Annotated in this window: 17 protein-coding genes; 12 read left to right on the top strand and 5 right to left on the bottom strand. The window is 65.6% G+C overall.

Translation table 11 applies throughout. The features are described 5' to 3' along the window. Positions 1 to 84: 84 nt before the first annotated feature. The 6 genes from BCCGELA001_RS09050 to BCCGELA001_RS09075 are packed head-to-tail and all read left to right on the top strand — an operon-like array spanning position 85 to position 5,997. Positions 85 to 1,164 (top strand): ABC transporter ATP-binding protein, encoded by a 1,080-nt coding sequence (locus tag BCCGELA001_RS09050; protein WP_060735100.1) that lies wholly within the window; start codon positions 85 to 87, stop codon positions 1,162 to 1,164. Positions 1,165 to 1,214: 50 nt separating this feature from the next. Beyond that, entirely contained in the window at positions 1,215 to 1,931 is a 717-nt protein-coding gene (locus BCCGELA001_RS09055; protein ID WP_008560178.1) for an HAD family hydrolase, read from the top strand. A gap of 16 nt (positions 1,932 to 1,947) precedes the next feature. After that, on the top strand, positions 1,948 to 3,255 hold the full coding sequence (locus BCCGELA001_RS09060) for an NAD(P)/FAD-dependent oxidoreductase (RefSeq protein ID WP_060735101.1): 1,308 nt from the start codon (positions 1,948 to 1,950) through the stop codon (positions 3,253 to 3,255). Positions 3,256 to 3,286: 31 nt separating this feature from the next. Next, a complete protein-coding gene (locus BCCGELA001_RS09065) occupies positions 3,287 to 4,333 on the top strand; it encodes an ABC transporter substrate-binding protein (RefSeq protein ID WP_060737568.1) in 1,047 nt (348 codons plus the stop codon). A 9-nt stretch (positions 4,334 to 4,342) separates the two neighbouring features. Further along, a complete protein-coding gene (locus tag BCCGELA001_RS09070) occupies positions 4,343 to 5,215 on the top strand; it encodes an ABC transporter permease (RefSeq protein WP_193409769.1) in 873 nt (290 codons plus the stop codon). Next, positions 5,212 to 5,997 (top strand): ABC transporter permease, encoded by a 786-nt coding sequence (locus BCCGELA001_RS09075; RefSeq protein ID WP_008560155.1) that lies wholly within the window; start codon positions 5,212 to 5,214, stop codon positions 5,995 to 5,997. Before BCCGELA001_RS09070 ends, BCCGELA001_RS09075 begins: the two co-directional genes overlap by 4 nt. Before the next feature lie 45 nt (positions 5,998 to 6,042). Here the strand turns inward: BCCGELA001_RS09075 and BCCGELA001_RS09080 are convergent, their stop codons facing one another. The 3 genes from BCCGELA001_RS09080 to BCCGELA001_RS09090 form a co-directional block, all read right to left on the bottom strand. Next, positions 6,043 to 6,690: a TetR/AcrR family transcriptional regulator gene (locus BCCGELA001_RS09080; protein ID WP_008560154.1), complete on the bottom strand. Its 648-nt coding sequence runs from the start codon at positions 6,688 to 6,690 to the stop codon at positions 6,043 to 6,045. A gap of 17 nt (positions 6,691 to 6,707) precedes the next feature. After that, entirely contained in the window at positions 6,708 to 7,397 is a 690-nt protein-coding gene (locus tag BCCGELA001_RS09085) for an aspartate/glutamate racemase family protein (RefSeq protein ID WP_008560152.1), read from the bottom strand. Between the two features lie 178 nt (positions 7,398 to 7,575). After that, positions 7,576 to 8,409: a transporter substrate-binding domain-containing protein gene (locus BCCGELA001_RS09090; RefSeq protein WP_060735102.1), complete on the bottom strand. Its 834-nt coding sequence runs from the start codon at positions 8,407 to 8,409 to the stop codon at positions 7,576 to 7,578. A gap of 103 nt (positions 8,410 to 8,512) precedes the next feature. On the opposite strand from BCCGELA001_RS09090, the gene BCCGELA001_RS09095 reads away from it, so the two are divergent. The 6 genes from BCCGELA001_RS09095 (at position 8,513) to BCCGELA001_RS09120 (ending at position 14,870) form a co-directional block, all read left to right on the top strand. Next, a complete protein-coding gene (locus BCCGELA001_RS09095) occupies positions 8,513 to 9,430 on the top strand; it encodes an NAD(P)-dependent oxidoreductase (RefSeq protein WP_008560142.1) in 918 nt (305 codons plus the stop codon). A gap of 147 nt (positions 9,431 to 9,577) precedes the next feature. Further along, the gene (locus tag BCCGELA001_RS09100; RefSeq protein WP_060735103.1) at positions 9,578 to 11,239 is read left to right on the top strand and encodes a thiamine pyrophosphate-binding protein; all 1,662 of its coding nucleotides are present in this window, start codon (positions 9,578 to 9,580) and stop codon (positions 11,237 to 11,239) included. A 3-nt stretch (positions 11,240 to 11,242) separates the two neighbouring features. After that, positions 11,243 to 12,508, top strand: coding sequence for an NAD(P)/FAD-dependent oxidoreductase (locus BCCGELA001_RS09105; RefSeq protein ID WP_060735104.1), 1,266 nt, complete (start codon positions 11,243 to 11,245; stop codon positions 12,506 to 12,508). Between the two features lie 10 nt (positions 12,509 to 12,518). Continuing rightward, a complete protein-coding gene (locus BCCGELA001_RS09110; RefSeq protein ID WP_060735105.1) occupies positions 12,519 to 13,262 on the top strand; it encodes an aspartate/glutamate racemase family protein in 744 nt (247 codons plus the stop codon). An 88-nt stretch (positions 13,263 to 13,350) separates the two neighbouring features. Further along, the gene (locus BCCGELA001_RS09115) at positions 13,351 to 14,055 is read left to right on the top strand and encodes a GntR family transcriptional regulator (RefSeq protein WP_008560127.1); all 705 of its coding nucleotides are present in this window, start codon (positions 13,351 to 13,353) and stop codon (positions 14,053 to 14,055) included. 35 nt (positions 14,056 to 14,090) lie between these two features. Then, positions 14,091 to 14,870 carry an SDR family NAD(P)-dependent oxidoreductase gene (locus BCCGELA001_RS09120; protein ID WP_008560124.1) on the top strand — a complete coding sequence of 260 codons (780 nt, stop codon included), beginning with the start codon at positions 14,091 to 14,093 and terminating at the stop codon, positions 14,868 to 14,870. Between the two features lie 154 nt (positions 14,871 to 15,024). On the opposite strand, the gene BCCGELA001_RS09125 is transcribed toward BCCGELA001_RS09120, so the two are convergent. Together BCCGELA001_RS09125 and BCCGELA001_RS09130 are read right to left on the bottom strand one after the other, a co-directional pair. Then, on the bottom strand, positions 15,025 to 15,819 hold the full coding sequence (locus tag BCCGELA001_RS09125; protein WP_060735107.1) for an IclR family transcriptional regulator: 795 nt from the start codon (positions 15,817 to 15,819) through the stop codon (positions 15,025 to 15,027). Positions 15,820 to 15,836: 17 nt separating this feature from the next. Then, complete coding sequence (locus BCCGELA001_RS09130; RefSeq protein WP_060735108.1) at positions 15,837 to 17,570, bottom strand: FAD-dependent oxidoreductase; 1,734 nt, start codon at positions 17,568 to 17,570, stop codon at positions 15,837 to 15,839. Between the last annotated feature and the right edge of the window lie 6 nt (positions 17,571 to 17,576).

Consider the following 17,576-nt stretch of genomic DNA (forward strand, 5'->3'; position numbering starts at 1 on the left):
CGCGAATGGCCAAATTCGCTGTCTATAAAGTAGGCTTATGGCGCGCAGGGAGGCACGCCATTCTGGGAGAGGCGAGGTCGATCGTTGGACAAACGAGCGGAAAGCGTCGAGATCAGGTCCGCCAGCAAGACCTATGGCGCCGTTCGCGCTCTCGATGACGTCTCCCTCAATGTCGGCGCGGGCGAGTTCGTCTCGTTGCTCGGCCCGTCAGGCTCCGGAAAGACCACGCTGCTCGGCATTTTGGGCGGCTTCATCCTTCCGACGTCGGGCACGATTCTCTTCGGCGGCCGTGATGTCACTTACATGCCGCCGCACAAGCGCGACATCGGTGTCGTCTTCCAGAACTACGCGCTCTTCCCGCATATGAGCGTCGGCGAGAACGTCGCCTTCCCCTTGCGTGCGCGTCGCCTGCCGAAGGCCGGCTGGCTCGACAAGGTGCGCGCCGCGCTCTCGATGGTCGGCCTCGCTGGCTATGAGGAGCGCGGCATCGCCCAGCTCTCCGGCGGCCAGCGCCAGCGCGTGGCGCTGGCGCGGGCCATGATCTTCGAGCCGCGCCTGATTCTGATGGACGAGCCGCTCTCCGCGCTCGACAAGCAGCTCCGCGAATCCATGCAGATCGAGCTGCGCACGCTGCACAGGCGCATCGGCGCCACCATCATCTATGTCACCCATGACCAGCGCGAGGCGCTGACCATGAGCGACCGCGTCGCGGTGATGAAGGATGGCCGGCTGATCCAGATCGACGCGCCCGAACGGCTGCACGATCATCCGGCCGATTCTTTCGTCGCGAGCTTTATCGGCGAGGCGACGATGTTGCCGGTCCGCCGCGTCGATGCCTCCAGCGTCGCGCTCGGCAATGCATTGCTGCGCAGCGCCCGCGCCATTCCCTCAGGCGACGCCCTCATGCTCGCCGTTCACAGCGAGAAGCTTCTGATCGACGACGGCGCGCAGGATGCTGCCTGCAACCGGCTGACCGGGACCGTCACCGACATCGTCTATCAGGGCGAGAGCCTGCGCATCTTCCTGGCACTGGCCGACGGTATCGCGCTCAGCCTGCGCCAGCCGAGCTATCACCAGGCCTACAGCCGCATCCCGCCGCTTGGCGGCAGCCTCACCGTCACCCTTCACCCCGAGGACACCATCGTCGTGCCGAGAGTGGACTGAAGAGGGTGGACTGAACTCAAGCCTTGTTCAACCGAGAGAAGAAGCCAAAAATGTCGTCAGCAGCCTCGTTCAGCAATTTCAAGGTTCTCACCTTCGACGTCGTCGGCACCTTGATCGATTTCGAGACCGGCGTGATCTCCGCGGTGCGCAAGATCTCGGGAAAGACGCCAGCCGAGCTCAGCGACGACCAGATCTTCGAACCCTACAAGCGCGGCCGCGACAAGCATTACGAGCGCTCCAGCGAGGCGATGTTCCACGTCTATCGCCATCTCGCCACCGAGCTCGAACTGCCCGCCGACGATGCGGCCTGCGATGCGTTTCAGCTCTCGGTGCTGCGCTGGGGGCCGTTCGCGGATTCGGTCGAGGCACTTAAGCGCCTGCGCACCAAATTCCGCCTGGTGGCGATGACCAATGCCGACCGGGTCGCGCTCTCCTGCTACGCGCATGCGCTCGGCGATCCCTTCGACGACACGGTCTGCGCGGATGACACCGGCGTCGCCAAGCCGAACCCTGAGTTCTTCGCCTACAACAAGGGCCGCCAGTCCGCCTTCGGCTACAAGCAGTCCGACATCCTGCACGTCGCGCAGAGCCAGTATCACGACATCGGGATCGCGCGGAAGCTCGGCTACAAGGTGTGCTGGATCGAGCGCCGTCAGGGCATCGCCGGTTTCGGCGGCACGCCTGCGGTGGAGACGCTGACCAAGCCGGACTTCCATTATCCGACGTTGAAGGCGCTCGCCGACGCGGCGATCGGGCCGGCGGCGTAAATCCGTGAAGGCGGACATGGCACGGGACTGGCGCGCACTGCCATCGGTCAACTCGCTGTGGGAAGCCACGGCAGAACCGGCGCGCACATTTCCCGTGCTGTCGGGCGAGCAGCAGGCGGATGTGGTGATCATCGGCGCCGGCTACACCGGACTTTCCGCCGCGCATCACATCGCCAAGGACGGCCTGTCGCCGGTCGTGCTCGAGGCCAACCGGCCCGGCTGGGGCGCGAGCGGCCGCAATGGCGGGGTGATCACCGCAAAATTCCGCGTCTCGTTCCGTGAGATCGATGCCGTGCACGGCCGCGCCATGGCGAAGCGCATGTACGAGATCGCGCATCAATCGACCGATATGGTCGAGGAACTGGTGTCCGAGTTCGGCATCAGCAGCGCGAACCTGACGCGCAGCGGCCAGGTCAAGGCCGCCCATAATGAAACGACGCTGAAGGCGGCGATCGAGGAAGCCAACTGGATGACGCGCGAGATGGGCTCTGCCGAGGTCCGCATCCTCGACAAGCGCGGCGTGCGGGAGGAGACCGGCTCGGACATCTTCGTCGGCGGCGTGCTCAATCCCGGCTCGGGCGGCGTTCATCCGCTAAACTATCTGCGCGGCCTTGCAAATGGCGTTGCAAGCCGCGGCGTTCCGATCTTTCAGGAGTCGCCGGTCGTCAAGCTCAGGCGCGAAAACGGCGGCATCGTCGCCGAGACGCCGCAAGGCGCTGTGCGCGCCAAGCAGGCAATCATCGCCACCAACAGCTATTCGGATCTCACCGGCGCGACCGCGCACATGCAGCGCACGCTGATCCCGTTCCGCAGCGCCATGGTCGCGACCGGGCAGCTGCCGCGCAATCTCGCGGGAAAGCTGATGCCCAGCGGGCGAACCTATACCGAGACCAAGCGCATGATGCGCTGGTTCCGTATGGTCGACAACCGGGTGATCTTTGGTGGCCGCGGCGCCTTCGGCAAGCAGGATTCGCAAGCCGCCTTCGACGCGCTACGCAAGGCGATGGTCGGCATCTTCCCCGATCTGGCCGAGGTCCCGCTCGACTACAAATGGTCGGGCCTCGTCGCGATGACGCTGGACTCGGTGCCGCATATTGGTCGGATCGACGACCGCACGCTGGTTGCGCGCGGCTACAACGGCGCCGGCGTTGCAATGTCCAGCCTGATGGGCCGCTATCTCGCAGCCTTCGTGCGCGGCGAGAGCCCCGACGTCGGCCTGCTCGACGTCGGCCGCATGAAGTCCATTCCGTTCTATCCGCTGCGCGAGCCGGCCGTCCGCATGGTCGCCGGCTGGTACCAGTTTCTCGATGCGATCGGTCGGTGAGTTCACTTTGACGCTGGAGGAGGCAAGGAAGATGACGACACGGAATGTTGGACTTGGCTGCGCGCTGCTGGGTGCGCTCGCATGTGGCGGCACGGCGGCCGGCGCCGCCGAACAGATCACCTTCGTCTCGCAGGGCGGCGCCTATCAGCAGGCGCAGACGGTGGCGATCCTCGATCCCTCCGCGAAAAAGCTCGGCATCACCATCAACCAGGATTCCATTCCCGATGCCTGGCCCGCGATCAAGACGCAAGTCGGCAGCGGCAAGCCGATCTGGGACGTCGTCGACACCCCGACCGGCAACTGCCTGCGTGGCGGCGAGCAGGGGCTGATCGAGAAGCTCGACTTCTCGAAGATTCCGAACGGCGCGGCGATGCCGGAGGCGTATCGCAGCCCCTATTCGGTTTCCTACGAGTTCTATTCGAGCGTGCTGGCCTTCAGCCAGAAGACGTTTCCGAAGGACGCGCCGAACAGCTGGGCGGATTTCTGGGACGTGAAGAAGTTTCCCGGCCGCCGCGCGCTGCGCAACCACCCCTTCGCAACGCTCGAGGCCGCGCTGATGGCCGACGGTGTCGCGCCGGACAAGCTCTATCCGCTCGACGTCGACCGCGCCTTCAAGAAGCTGGAGGAGATCAAGCCGCATATCACGGTGTGGTGGACCTCGGGCGCGCAGTCGGCACAGCTGCTCAACGACGGCGAGGTCGACATGGAGATGGCCTGGAACGGCCGCGTCAGTGCGGTCGCCAAGGAGGGCGCAAAAGTGTCCTTCACCTACAACCAGGGCATTTTGCAGAGCACCTCGCTCTGTATCCTCAAGGGCGCGCCGAACCGCGACACGGCGGTGAAATTCCTCAACGAAGCCGTCGATCCCGTGCACCAGGCCAATTTGCCGCTCCACATCGATTACGGCCCGGGCAATCCCAAGGCATTCGAGACCAATGTGATCAAGCCCGAGCGCGCTGCGCAATTACCGAGCGAGCCGTCCAATGCGGCCAAGCAGGCGCTGATGTCCTACGCCTGGTGGTCCTCGCCGGCCGGTGAGGCTGCCGAGAAGCGCTGGGCGTCCTTCATGCAGAAGTAAAGCGCGCCAATGCCGACGACATCCGTGCCAGATCCCTCGAAGAAGCATCAGCGCCGCGAGCATGCGCTGATGCTGGCATTGGTGTCGCCGGCGCTGCTGGTGATCCTGGCTCTGATCGTGCTGCCGGTCGGCTGGCTGGCATGGCAGTCGGTCGATCACGACGGCTTCACGCTGGAGAACTACCGCCGCGTCTTCACGGAAGACATCTACTGGCGCAGCTTTGCGCTGACATTCGAGATCAGCCTCGCGGTCACGCTGATCGCGCTGCTGCTCGGCTATCCCGTGGCCTATCTCGCCAATTCGGTGCCGAAAGGCTGGAGCATCCTCATCCTCGCGTTGGTGGTGCTGCCGTTCTGGACCAGCGTGCTGGTGCGCGCCTATGCCTGGCTGGCACTGCTGCAGCGCACCGGCGTGATCAACCAGTTCCTGCGCTACCTCGATGTCATCTCGGAGCCACTCGCGCTGGTCCACAACACGTTCGGCACGGTGGTTGCGACCGTGCACATCCTGCTGCCGTTCATGGTGCTGCCGCTCTATGCGACCATGCAGAAGATCCCGGCCGACCTGATGCAGGCCGGCGCCAGCCTTGGCGCCAGCCCGTCGCTCACATTCTTCCGCGTGTTCCTGCCGCTGTCGATGCCGGGCGTGCTCGCCGGCTGCACCATGGTGTTCGTGCTCTGCCTCGGCTTCTACATCACGCCGGAATTGCTCGGCGGCGGCCGCACGGTCATGGTGTCGATGCTGGTGAGCCGCAATGTCGAGCTCTACAACCAGTTCGGCGCAGCGAGTGCGGTCGCGGTGGTGCTGCTCGTCAGCGTGCTCGCGATCTTCTTCGTCGTCAGCCGCTTCATCTCGCTCGATCGCGTGCTGGGGCAGAAATGATGCGCGCCTCGCCCGCACGGATCGCCCTCTACGTGATCAGCGCGCTGGTGCTGGTCTACCTGATCCTGCCCGTGCTGATCATCGCGCCGATCTCGTTCTCCAGCGCGCGCTTCCTGACCTTCCCGCCGCCGTCTTTCTCGCTGCGCTGGTACCAGCAATATTTCGCCAATCCGGCCTGGATGCAGGCGACGCAGGTGACGCTGACGGTCGCGCTCCTCACCGTCGTGATTGCAACGCCCTGTGGCGTCGCCGCTGCCTATGCCATCAGCCAGTCGAAGCTGCGCATCATGCGGATCATCCATATGACGCTGCTGCTGCCGCTGGTGGTGCCGATCATCATCACCGCGGTCGGCATCTTCTTCGTCTACGCCAAGGTCGGCCTGGTCGCGACCATGCCCGGCCTGGTGCTGGCGAACGTGATGTTGGGCCTGCCCTACGTCGTGATCTCGGTGCTGGCGGGCCTGCAGAGCTTCGATCCGGCGCAGGAGATGGTGGCGCGCAGCCTCGGCATGAACCGCCTGCGCAGCTTCTTCGCGGTGACCTTGCCGCAGATCAAGTCGAGCGTGGTTGCCGGCGGCATCTTCGCTTTCATCTCGGCGATGGACGAGACCATCGTCGCGCTGTTCATCTCCGGGGGCCAGTACCAGCCGCTGATCAAGCGCATGTTCACCGCGCTACGCGACGAGATCGATCCGACCATCGCCGCGATCTCGACGCTGATGACGGCGGCCTCCTTCATGCTGGTGCTGCTGGCGAGCACGCGGCAGAAGAAGGGTGGTTGAGGATGATCCTCGTCCTGGCTTTCGCCAGGTCGATTCAGTGCCGTCTCACTTCGCCCCCAACCAAGCCAAGATCATCTCCACGACCTGGATCCTGCTCTTCGCCAGCACCCCGGGCTCGCTGAGGTCGCGGTCGAACAGGGCGCCGAAGGTGTGGCGGTTGGCGACGCGGAAGAAGCAGTAGGAGCTGATGGCGAGGTGCAAATCGATGGCGTCGACGTCGTCGCGGAAGACGCCTTCGCTGCGGCCGCGCTTGAGGATGCCGTCGAGCGTCGCGATCACGCTGGCGTTGAGCTGGCGCAGTTGCAGGTTCTGCTTCAGATGCTTGCCGTGGTGGATGTTCTCGATGCTGACGAGGCGGATGAAGCTCGGATTGCGTTCGTCATGGTCGAAGGTGGCTTCGATCAGGCGGCGCAAGCCCTCGCGGGCATCGCAGCTTCCGATGTCGAGTTGCTCCTCCAGCGCACGGATGCTGCGATAGGCCTCCTCCAGCACCGCGAGGTAGAGCTGCTCCTTGCCGCCGAAATAATAGTAGATCATCCGCTTCGACGTGCGTGTCCGGGCGGCGATCGCGTCGACCCGCGCCCCGGAATAGCCTTCGCGGGCGAATTCCTGCATCGCCACCTCGAGGATGTCGCGCTTGGTGCGCTCGGGATCGTTGGTGCGCTTCGATGGGAGCGGCATGCGTTCGAGCATCGCTGTCTGGTTGGAGGTCACCCGATTGCGAAATCGGCCGCCGTCTTGGCGTGGATCGCGGTGGTGTCGAATGTCTCGACCGACGTGTCGTCCGCGCCGACCAGCATCGTGATCTCGGTGCAGCCGAGGATGATGCACTCCGCGCCCGCGGCGACGAGCGCTGCCATCACGTCCCGATAGCGCCGGCGCGAGGGATCGGCAACCAGGCCGAGGCACAGCTCGTCGTAGATGATGCGGTTCACGTCGGCGCGGGCGTCAGGGGGAGGAATCAGGACGTCGAGATCATGCGCGCGCAGCCGGTCGATGTAGAATTGCTCCTCCATCGTGAACTTGGTGCCGAGCAGCCCGACCCGCCGATAACCCTTCGACCGAATCCGCTGCGCCGTTGCATCCCCGATGTGGATGAAAGGAACGGTCAGGCTCGAAATGATCTCGGGGGCCACTTTGTGCATCGTGTTGGTGCACAGCACGATCGCACGCGCGCCGGCGTTTTCGAGGCGCCGCGCCACCTCCGCCAGGCTGGCCGCCGCCTCGCTCCAACGGCCGGCATATTGCATCTCCTTGATCCCTTGGAAATCATAGGAATACATCAGCAGCGGAGCCGAATGCAGCTTGCCCATGCGGTCGCGGACGCGCTCATTGATGAGCTTGTAGTAGTGCGCGGTGCTCTCCCAGCTCATGCCCCCGATCAGGCCGATGGTCCGCATTCCGGTGCTCCCAAGGATTGGTTCGACCGGATCGTAGTGGAAGAAACCGAAGTTTGCACGCTGGGGGGCGGCGCCCCCGTCGATCATGGCTGCGGGTATGTGGACATCAGATCATCGAGGCCGCTGATCGCGACGTCATGATGCCTGGAGGCTGTGCCCTGGATCGACGACAGCCGGCTCAGAACTGCACTTCGCCGGGAATGTCGTCCGGGCCGAGACCGACCGCCTGGAAACCCTTCAACATCCATTCGCGGGTCTGGCCCAGTGAGCGGTTGTAATCGGCCCAGGCGCTGAGGAAGTCCTTGTAGCGCCGGTCGGCTTCGGCGCGGATTCCCATGTTGGTCGGCAGGGTCAATAGCGGCCGCGGCACCGCGAGATCGCCGAGCGTCGGATTCTTCTTCAAGGTCGCGACCGACAGCACGGCCAGCGAGATGTTGCAGTCCGCCCGTCCGGTTGCAACCGCGAGGATCGCCTCGTTGCGCTCCTTGAAGCCGAGGATCGTCGCCTTCGGGCAGTAGCGTCGCGCGATCGTCTCGTGGGTCGAGCCGATGTCGACGGCGATCTTGACTTCGGGCTTGTTGATCTCCGCCCAGGTCTGCGGCTTGGCAAAGCCCTTCTTGGTGATGACGGTGAAGGAGTGCACCAGGATGGGCGTGGAGAAGTCGATGACCAGCGAGCGCTCCGGCGTCGGATTGACGGCAAAGGCGAGGTCGATCTTCTCGGCCTGGAGGTCGAGGATCTGGTTGCCCCAGGTCGATTCCAGCGTCTCGACCTTGGCGCCGAGCTTGGCGGCGATATCGTTGGCCATGTCGATGCAGGCACCCGACCATTGATTGGTGGTGAGGTCCTTGTGGAAATAAGGATCCTGGCCGGCGATGACGGCGACCCGGAGCACGCCGCTCTTCTTGATGCGCTCGAGCGTCGAACTGGCTGCGGTATCAGCCTTTGCCGAACCCGTTGCGGCCATCGCGGCACCGAGGGCAACAGTGGTGAGTGCGTCCCTGCGATTCATGGCAGTTCTCCAGCGCTTCTGGACTCGAACCCGGCGTCTGGACTATTTCTGTATTCAGACTAAAATGCAATACGGTATTTTTTAGCGGACAGGAAAGACCAGAGTGCGCGCTCTCTTCGTCGATGCCAACGACACGCTTGCTGCGGTGACCGAAAAGCTGCTGCGCATTCAGGACCTGCCGGTCGGCATCAACCGGAATCCTTCCATCAAGCCCGACGACCTGCCCGGCCTGCTCGACGGGGCCGAGATCATGATCGTCGATCACACCGCGGTGCCGACCGCGATCGCCGCCAAGTGCGCCGCCTTGAAGCACGTCGTCTTCCTCGGCACCGGCGCGCGCAGCTACATGAATCCGGAAGAGCTGGCTGGTCGCGGCATCTCCGTTCACACCATCAAGGGTTATGGCGACACCGCGGTCGCCGAATGCGCCATCGCGCTGATGTGGGCCTGCGCCCGGAATTTCGGCGAGATGGATCGCGGCATGCGCGAGGGCAACTGGCTGCGTCGCGATGCGATGCAGCTCACCGGCAAGACGCTCGGCCTGATCGGCTTCGGCGGCATCGCGGCGGAAACGGCGCGCATGGCGCTCGGCTGCGGCATGAAGGTGATGGCCTGGAACAGGTCGCCGAAGACGCATGCGGGCGTCGCGTTCGTTCCGCTGGAGCAGCTGCTCGCGGACAGCCACGTCGTCTCGCTGCATCTGCTCCTCAACGACGAGACCAAGGGCTTTCTGTCGCGTGAGCGCATCGCGATGATGCGGCCCGGCAGCATCCTGATCAACACCGCGCGCGGCGCGGTGGTCGACGAGGACGCAATGCTCGATGCCTTGCGCGCGGGCCACATCGCCCATGCCGGCCTCGACGTCTTCACGGTCGAGCCGCTCCCGTCAGGCCACCCGCTGACGAAGCTGCCGAACGTGACACTGTCGGCGCATTCGGCGTTCCGCACGCAGGAGGCGAGCGACAATCTCATCGGCGCAGCACTCGACCATTGCCGCCGCATCATCGCGAATGGGCGCTAGTGCAAACAGCAGGGGCGGGCATGACGCCTGCGCAGGCTGCGGCAAGCCTTTCGATCTTGCGCGTCCTGCCGGCCTGTCATACGCCAGCTTCGAACAACATTCTCGCCAAGCGATGAGGCGCATCGCTGGAGCCTTGAGGGAGCCGACATGACCATTCGCAACACCCGCACCGGCGGCCAGATCCTGATCGACCAGCTGGTTGCGCAAGGGGTCGAGCGCGTCACCTGCGTGCCGGGCGAGAGCTATCTGGCGGCCCTCGATGCGCTGCATGACAGCCCGATCGACGTCGTGATCTGCCGCGCCGAAGGCGGCGCTGCGATGATGGCGGAGGCCTATGGCAAGCTCACCGGGCGGCCTGGCGTTTGCTTCGTCACCCGCGGCCCCGGCGCGACCAATGCCAGCCATGGCGTCCACATCGCGATGCAGGATTCGACGCCGATGATCTTGTTCGTCGGCCAGGTCGATACCGGCATGCGCGAACGCGAGGCGTTCCAGGAACTCGACTACAAGGCGGTGTTCGGCCCCATGGCGAAATGGGCGGTCGAGATCGATCGTCCCGACCGCATTCCGGAGCTGGTGGCGCGCGCCTTCCGCGTGGCCATGCAGGGCCGGCCCGGTCCCGTGGTGATCGCGCTGCCGGAGAACATGCTGACCGAGACTGCCGCCGTTGCCGATGCCATGCGCATCGAGCCCGCCGTGAGCTGGCCCGCGCCGGCCGACATAGACAAGCTCGGCTCTATGCTCGCGGGCGCCAAGGCGCCGCTCGTCATTCTCGGCGGTTCGCGCTGGACCGATGAGGCAAGCAAGAGCATCGCGCGCTTTGCGGAGCGGTTCGACCTGCCTGTCGCGACCTCGTTCCGCCGGGCCTCGCTGATCGATGCCGATCATTCGCATTATGCCGGCGATCTCGGCATCGGGCCGAGCCCGGGTCTGAAGGCGCGGATCGACAATGCCGACGTAATCCTGCTGATCGGCGGCCGCATGTCGGAGATGCCGTCCTCGTCCTACACGCTGCTCGACATTCCGACGCCGCAGCAGAAGCTGATCCATGTGCATCCGGGCTCGGAAGAACTCGGCCGGGTCTATCAGCCGGCGCTGGCGATCCAGGCGACGCCGGCCGCCTTCGCCGCTGCCGTCGAGACGCTGAAGCCCGCCGGGGCCGTCGCATGGAAGGGCGAGGCGGCGAAGGCGCACGCCGATTATCTCGCCTGGACCGAGAAGGCGCGCGAGCTGCCGGGCACCTTCCAGTACGGCCAGGTCATGACCTGGCTGCGCGACCGCCTGCCCAAGGACGCGATCGTCTGCAACGGCGCCGGCAACTACGCCGGCTGGATCCATCGCCATCATCGCTTCCACAGCTTCGCCGCGCAGCTCGCGCCGACCTCGGGCTCGATGGGCTACGGCGTGCCCGCCGGCGTGTTGGCGAAGCGGCAATACCCGGATCGCATCGTCGTCGCCTTTGCCGGCGACGGTTGCTTCCTGATGAATGGCCAGGAATTCGCCACCGCCGTGCAGTACGATGCGCCCCTGGTCGTCATCATCGTCGACAATTCGCAGTACGGCACCATCCGCATGCATCAGGAGCGCGACTATCCCGGCCGCGTCGTCGGCACCCAGCTCAAGAACCCGGATTTTGCGATGTACGCAAAGGCGTTCGGTGGCCATGGCGAGCGCGTCGAGCGCACCGAAGAGTTTGCGCCGGCCTTCGAGCGGGCGCTCGCCTCGGGCAAGCCGTCGATCCTCCACTGCATCATCGATCCGCGCGCGATCTCGGTCGGCAAGGATTTTGTCCCAGCGGTGAAGGCCTGACGCATGCCGGCCAGCCGTCACGTCGCCATCATCGGTGCCGGCGCGGTCGGCGTGATCAGCGCCATCGAGGCGCTGCGCGAGGGTCATCGCGTCACGCTGATCGACCCGGGCGAGCCCGGCGGCGAACAGGCGGCGAGCTACGGCAATGCCGGCTGGCTGTCGTCGCATTCGGTGATCCCGCCGGCCGAGCCCGGCGTCTGGAAGAAGGTGCCGGGCTATCTCATGGATCCCCTCGGCCCGCTGGCGATCCGCTGGTCTTATTTGCCAAAGGCGCTGCCCTGGCTGATCAAGTACCTGTTGTCGGGCTGGACCGAGGCGCGGATCGAGACCACGGCGTTTGCGCTGCGCGATCTCCTGAAGGATGCGCCGCTGCTGCACAGGAAGCTCGCCGAAGAGGCGGGCGTCCCGGAATTGATCGAGCGCAACGGGGTGATGCACGTGTTCCCCTCGCGCGGCAATTTCGACGGCGATCTCGGCTGGCGCTTGCGCAAGAAGGTCGGCGTCGAATGGCTGGAGCTCAACGCGGACGAGATGCGCCAGCGCGAGCCGGAGCTGCATCCGCGCTACACTTTTGGCGTGGTGGTGGAGGAGGCCGGCCGCTGCCGCAATCCCGGCGCTTATGTCGCAGCGCTCGCCAATCACGCGCTCGCCAGCGGGGCGAAGCACGTGCGGGCCAAGGCGACGGGGCTAAAACTCTCAGGCGACAGGCTCGTCGCTGTCCTCACCGAGACCGGCGAGATTGCCTGCGATGCTGCGGTGGTCGCGGCCGGCGCGAGGTCGAAGCAACTCACCGCGTCGGTCGGCGATCCGCTGCCGCTGGAGACCGAACGCGGCTACCACGTCATGATCGAGAATCCAGAATCGGGCCCGCGCAGCTCGATGATGGCGTCGGATGCCAAGATGGTGGTGAACTGGACCGACAAGGGCCTGCGCGCCGCCGGCACGGTCGAGATCGCCGGCCTCGAGGCCGCGCCGAACTGGAAGCGCGCCGAGATCCTGCGTAACCACCTCATCAGCATGTTTCCCAAGCTGCCCAAGGACATCCCGACCTCGCGCATCAAGACATGGTTCGGTCATCGCCCGAGCATGCCTGACGGGCGGCCCTGCATCGGCTATGCGCGGGCCTCGCGCGACATCGTCTATGCTTTCGGCCACGGCCATGTCGGGCTGGTCGGCTCGGCGCGAACAGGGCGTCTCGTCGCTCAGCTCCTGAGCGGCAAGCAGCCGGAGATTCCGCTCGGCCCCTTCGCACCCGATCGCTTCCTCTGAGATCCCAGCCATGAGCACCGCAGCTGCCCCGTCCTCCCGCATCGCCCGTGGCGGCAAGGCCATCTACGGCGCGCCGCTCGGCATCCTGATGCTGGAGGCACGCTTCCCCCGCATTCCCGGCGACATGGGCAACGGCACGACCTGGCCGTTCCCGGTGCTCTATCGCGTCGTCAGTGGCGCTTCGCCGGAGAAGGTGGTGCTGAAGGGCGCGGCCGGCCTGCTGCCCGACTTCATCGACGCGGCCAAGGATCTGGTACGGCTCGGGGCCGAGGCCATCACCACCAATTGCGGCTTTCTCTCGCTGTTCCAGAAGCAGATCGCAGCCGCCGTCGGCGTGCCGGTCGCGACCTCGTCGCTGATGCAGGTGCCGTGGGTGCAGGCGACCTTGCCGCCGGGCAAGCGCGTCGGTCTCGTCACGGTGTCGGGCTCGACGCTGTCGCCGGCCCATCTGGAAGGCGCCGGCGTGCCGCTCGACACGCCGCTGGTCGGCACCGAGAACGGCAAGGAGTTCTTTCGCGTCCTGATCAAGGCCGAGAAGGACGACATGGACGTCGCGCAAGCCGAGCGCGACGTGGTCGAGGCCGGCAAGCAGCTCGTCGCGAAAAACCCCGACGTCGGCGCCATCGTGCTCGAATGCACCAACATGCCGCCCTATGCCGCCGCGCTTCAGGCCGAGGTCGGGCTGCCCGTCTACGACATCTATTCCATGATCACCTGGTTTCATGCCGGGCTGCGCCCCCGCGTCTTTGCTTGAGGCTGCTGTCGCAAAGCTCTGAACAAGCGTGGCTCATGTCTTGTTTGCATTGCCATTGCTTCCGCAGGCCCGGTATAAAATGCAGTCTATGAAGAGCAATCTGGAACTGGCATCGGACAGCATCGTCGATCGGGTCTATGAACAGCTCAAGGCGATGGCCGTGAGCTACGCGTTCAAGCCGGGCGAACGGCTCAACGAGGGCGAGCTGGCCAAACGCCTCGGCGTCAGCCGGACTCCGCTGCGCGAGGCGCTGAACCGCCTCAATACCGAAGGCTTCCTGCGCTTCATGCCGGGCAAGGGCTTCTTCTGCCGCGAGCTCGACGCCCACGAGATCTTTGACCTTTACGAGCTGCGCAAGTCGATCGAGGTCGCCTCGATCCGCCTCGCCATCAAGCGCGCGAAGGACGAAGACATCGATGCGCTGCTGAAATTCCTCGATGCCACCGGCCCCGATCCCGGCGAGCGCTCCTCCCAGGAGCTGGTCGAGCTCGATGAGACCTTTCACGAGCGGCTGATGGCGATGTCCGACAATGCCGAGATGCTGCGTGTGCTGCGCAACGTCAACGCCCGCATCCGCTTCGTGCGGTGGATCGACATGGACAGCGTCAACCGGTCCAACACGCAAGGCGAGCACCGCGCCGTCACCGAGGGCCTGAAGGCGCGCGATGAGGGGACTTGCGTCGCCGTGCTGGAAAGACACATCGATCGTCGCCTCGACCGCATCACCGCCGCGATCAAGGAAGGCTACGCGCAAATCTACATGCCGGCCGCGACGCGGTCGGCGACGAACTGACGCCCAGGCGGCGTCCTATTTCAGGAGGCGCAAGCATGAAGCTCAAGGACAAGGTCGCCGCCATCACCGGCGCCGCACGCGGCATCGGCAAGGCTTGCGCGAAGAGGTTCCTGGACGACGGCGTCAAGGTCGTGATCTCGGATGTCGATGCCGAGGGCCTCGCGGCGACCGCGGCCGAGCTCGGCCGGCCGGATGCCCTGCGCACGATCGTCGGCAATGTCGCCAAGCGCACTGACGTGGATCAGCTCGTCGCAACCGCGGTGAAGGAGTTCGGCCGGCTCGACATCATGGTCAACAATGCCGGCGTCGCCCGCAACCGGGACTTCCTCGAGATTTCGGAACAGGAGTTCGACGAGATCATCGGCATCAATCTGAAGGGCGCGTTCTTCGGCGTGCAGGCCGCAGCCAGACAGATGATCGCGCAGGGCGGCGGCGGTGTCATCATCAACATGTCCTCGGTGAACGCGCTGCTGGCGATCCCGGCGCTTGCGACCTACGCGATGTCCAAGGGCGGCATGAAGCAGCTCACCTCGGTCGCTGCCGTCGCGCTCGCTCCGCACAACATTCGCGTAGTCGCGGTCGGGCCGGGGACGATCCTGACCGACATGGTGGCGTCCTCCATCTACACATCGGAGGATGCCCGCAAGACCGTGATGTCGCGCACGCCTGCGGGGCGCGGCGGCGAGCCGAGCGAGGTCGCCTCCGTCGTGGCGTTCTTGGCCAGCGACGATGCGTCCTACATCACCGGGCAGACGATCTATCCCGACGGCGGCCGGCTGATCCTGAACTACACGGTGCCGGTGAAGGAGAAGTAGGGTAACGAAGTCGCCCCGCACTCGCTGTCATCGCCCGCGAAGGCGGGCGATCCAGTACTCCGAGACAGCAGTGATGGAACGGATGGGCCGCGGCGTACTGGATGCCCCGCCTGCGCGGGGCATGACACCCGTTGCGAGGCGAGCAGTTTGCATTTCACTCCGCCGCCACCGTCATCCCGTAACCCAGCCGCTTCGAAATGCCGCCGGCGCAATCGCGCAGGGCATGGGCGATCGGGCTGTCCCAGCGCGCGTCGAATGTGCCTTCCGGTCCCATCGCGGTGATGACCAGTGCGACATGGCCGGAATGGTCGAATACGGGCGCGGAGAACGCGTTGACGCCGGGCAGGGGATCGCCGAGCGCACGGGCGAGGCCGTGCTTGCGCACCTCAGTGAGCATCTCCGTGACCTTCGCGCCCTTCACCGCGCGCTTCGGGTTGTAGCCGACGCCGTGACGGTCGAGCCCGCTTTCGAGCGCGGCACTGATCGTCTTCTCCGGCAGGAACGCTGCGAAGGCGCGGCCTGTCGCCGTCTCCAGCAGCGCCATCACCGAGCCGGCGCGCATCACGATGTGGACCGGCTGTGCCGGCTCTTCGAGCTGCACCACGGTCGGTCCGTGCGTGCCCCAGACCGCGAGCGAGACGGCGTGGCCGATCTGGCTTGCCAGCGCGGCGATCTTGGGACGCGCGACACGCACGCCGGAGAGGCGGCGCAGGCTGATCAGGCCGAGCTCCAGCGCCAGCACGCCAATCTCGTAGCGGCCGGTGCTCTCGTCCTGCTCGATCAGGCCGATGCGCGAGAAGCTGGCGAGATAGGGATGCGCCTTGGCCGGGGTCATGCCGGCTTCGCGCGCGAGATCGCGCAGCATCATCGGCTCGCCGCTCCTGGCGAGCGCGCGGAGCAATTCGCCGCCGACCTCGATCGACTGGATGCCGCGGCTTTCCCTCTTCATGCGTCTCCTGGCGTGGCTTACGCCGCGTTGCGCTTTTCGGCGCTGTCGGCAAGGTGTCTGCCGGCAATGTAGCCGAAGGTCAGCGCCGGCCCAAGCGTGATGCCGGCCCCGGGATAATTGCCGCCCATGATGCTCGCCATGTCGTTGCCGGCGGCATAGAGGCCGGGAATGACCTTGCCTTCGGCATCGAGCGCGCGGGCGTTCTCGTCGGTGACGATGCCGGCATAGGTGCCGAGATCGCCGATCACCATCTTGATGGCGTAGAACGGACCGTCCTCGATCGGCGCGACGCAAGGGTTGGGGCCGTGCATCGCGTCGCCCTGATAGCGGTTATAGGCCTTCGAGCCCTTGCCGAAGGCAGCGTCGTGGCCGAGCGGCGCGGTCGCGTTGAACTGCCTGACCGTGTCGGTGAAAGCCTGCGCATCGATGCCGGCCTTTGCAGCAAGCGCTTCCAGCGTGTCGCCGCGCATGAGATAGCCGGTGTTCAAGTGGTGGCCGAGCGGCATCGGGAAGGGCGGCACGCAGCCGAGGCCATATTTGCGCAGCGTCTTGTGATCGCAGATGAGATAGGCCGCGATCTCGTCGCCGGGCTTGGCGGCCTTGACCATGGCCTGGACGAAGTCGTGGTAGGAATTGCCCTCATTGGCGAAGCGCCTGCCGTCGCGCATCACCGCGATCACGCCCGGTTTTGCGCGATCGATGAAATGCGGCATCACGCCTTTGGAGCCGTCCTTCCGCGTGGTCAGAGACACCGGCACCCACGCTGCCGCATTGGGCAGGCGGTCCTCGATGCGGCCGCCGGCGCTTTCCGCAAGGCGCAACCCGTCGCCGGTATTGCCGGTCGGCCCCGGCGAATAGTGTTCATTGCCGGCCGGCGCGTGCGGAAACATCTTCTTGCGTCGCTCGACGTCATGGGGAAAGCCGCCGCAGGCGAGCACGACGCCCTGGCGCGCGCGAACGCGCACGTCGCGTCCCTCGCGCGACACGATCGCGCCGGTCACAGTCCCGTTCTCGACGGTCAGCTCGCGCACCGGCGAGGACAGCCACATCGGAATCTTCAGATCTAGCGCCGACTTTGCTAGGCGCCCCGCCAGCGCATTGCCATTGGTGAGCGTCATGCCGCGGCCGTAGCGCAGCACGTCCATGAAATGCCGCGACAGGCGCTTGGCGACGTACACGGCCGAAGTCAGCGACTTCGTCACCCGCATGAAGTGGATGATCTCCTTGCCGCTCCCCAGCATCATACCGAACACGGTGAGCTCCGGCAGCGGCATGCCCAGCGTCTTGATACGGTCGCCGAGCTCGCGGCCGTCGAACGGCCGCGTCACCATGGAGCGGCCGCCCTGTGCGCCGCCGGGCGCCTCGGCGTGATAGTCGGGAAACACCAGCGGCATGTCGAAGCGAAGCGCCGTCTTGCTGGTGAAGAAATCGACCGCCTCTGGCCCGGCCGAAAGAAATGCATCGACGCGTGCCGCATCAAAATTGTTGCCGGCCTCGTGCCGCAGATAGGTGCGGGCCTGTTCAGGCGTTTCCTCGATGCCGTAGGCCTTTGCCAGCGACGTACCGGGAATCCACAGCCAGCCGCCGGAGCGGGCGGTGGTGCCGCCGAAGCGCGGCTCCTTCTCCACGATCAGGACGTCGAGGCCGCGATGGCGCGCGGTGATCGCGGCCGACATGCCGGAGCAACCCGATCCGGCCACGAGCACGTCGCACTCGTAAGTCTCAATTGCGCTATGCTCGCTGCCGGTCATCGCTCA

The sequence above is a fragment of the Bradyrhizobium sp. CCGE-LA001 genome (assembly GCF_000296215.2).
Classification (GTDB): domain Bacteria; phylum Pseudomonadota; class Alphaproteobacteria; order Rhizobiales; family Xanthobacteraceae; genus Bradyrhizobium.

Excerpts from the sequence above, each read along its gene's own strand:
- BCCGELA001_RS09070 (WP_193409769.1), top strand. The coding sequence starts at position 4,343 with ATGCCGACGACATCCGTGCCAGATCCCTCGAAGAAGCATCAGCGCCGC.
- BCCGELA001_RS09085 (WP_008560152.1), bottom strand. The coding sequence starts at position 7,397 with ATGCGGACCATCGGCCTGATCGGGGGCATGAGCTGGGAGAGCACCGCG.
- BCCGELA001_RS09075 (WP_008560155.1), top strand. The coding sequence starts at position 5,212 with ATGATGCGCGCCTCGCCCGCACGGATCGCCCTCTACGTGATCAGCGCG.
- BCCGELA001_RS09080 (WP_008560154.1), bottom strand. The coding sequence starts at position 6,690 with ATGCTCGAACGCATGCCGCTCCCATCGAAGCGCACCAACGATCCCGAG.
- BCCGELA001_RS09090 (WP_060735102.1), bottom strand. The coding sequence starts at position 8,409 with ATGAATCGCAGGGACGCACTCACCACTGTTGCCCTCGGTGCCGCGATG.
- BCCGELA001_RS09055 (WP_008560178.1), top strand. The coding sequence starts at position 1,215 with ATGTCGTCAGCAGCCTCGTTCAGCAATTTCAAGGTTCTCACCTTCGAC.
- BCCGELA001_RS09105 (WP_060735104.1), top strand. The coding sequence starts at position 11,243 with ATGCCGGCCAGCCGTCACGTCGCCATCATCGGTGCCGGCGCGGTCGGC.
- BCCGELA001_RS09110 (WP_060735105.1), top strand. The coding sequence starts at position 12,519 with ATGAGCACCGCAGCTGCCCCGTCCTCCCGCATCGCCCGTGGCGGCAAG.
- BCCGELA001_RS09115 (WP_008560127.1), top strand. The coding sequence starts at position 13,351 with ATGAAGAGCAATCTGGAACTGGCATCGGACAGCATCGTCGATCGGGTC.
- BCCGELA001_RS09065 (WP_060737568.1), top strand. The coding sequence starts at position 3,287 with ATGACGACACGGAATGTTGGACTTGGCTGCGCGCTGCTGGGTGCGCTC.
- BCCGELA001_RS09060 (WP_060735101.1), top strand. The coding sequence starts at position 1,948 with ATGGCACGGGACTGGCGCGCACTGCCATCGGTCAACTCGCTGTGGGAA.
- BCCGELA001_RS09130 (WP_060735108.1), bottom strand. The coding sequence starts at position 17,570 with ATGACCGGCAGCGAGCATAGCGCAATTGAGACTTACGAGTGCGACGTG.
- BCCGELA001_RS09100 (WP_060735103.1), top strand. The coding sequence starts at position 9,578 with ATGACCATTCGCAACACCCGCACCGGCGGCCAGATCCTGATCGACCAG.
- BCCGELA001_RS09120 (WP_008560124.1), top strand. The coding sequence starts at position 14,091 with ATGAAGCTCAAGGACAAGGTCGCCGCCATCACCGGCGCCGCACGCGGC.
- BCCGELA001_RS09125 (WP_060735107.1), bottom strand. The coding sequence starts at position 15,819 with ATGAAGAGGGAAAGCCGCGGCATCCAGTCGATCGAGGTCGGCGGCGAA.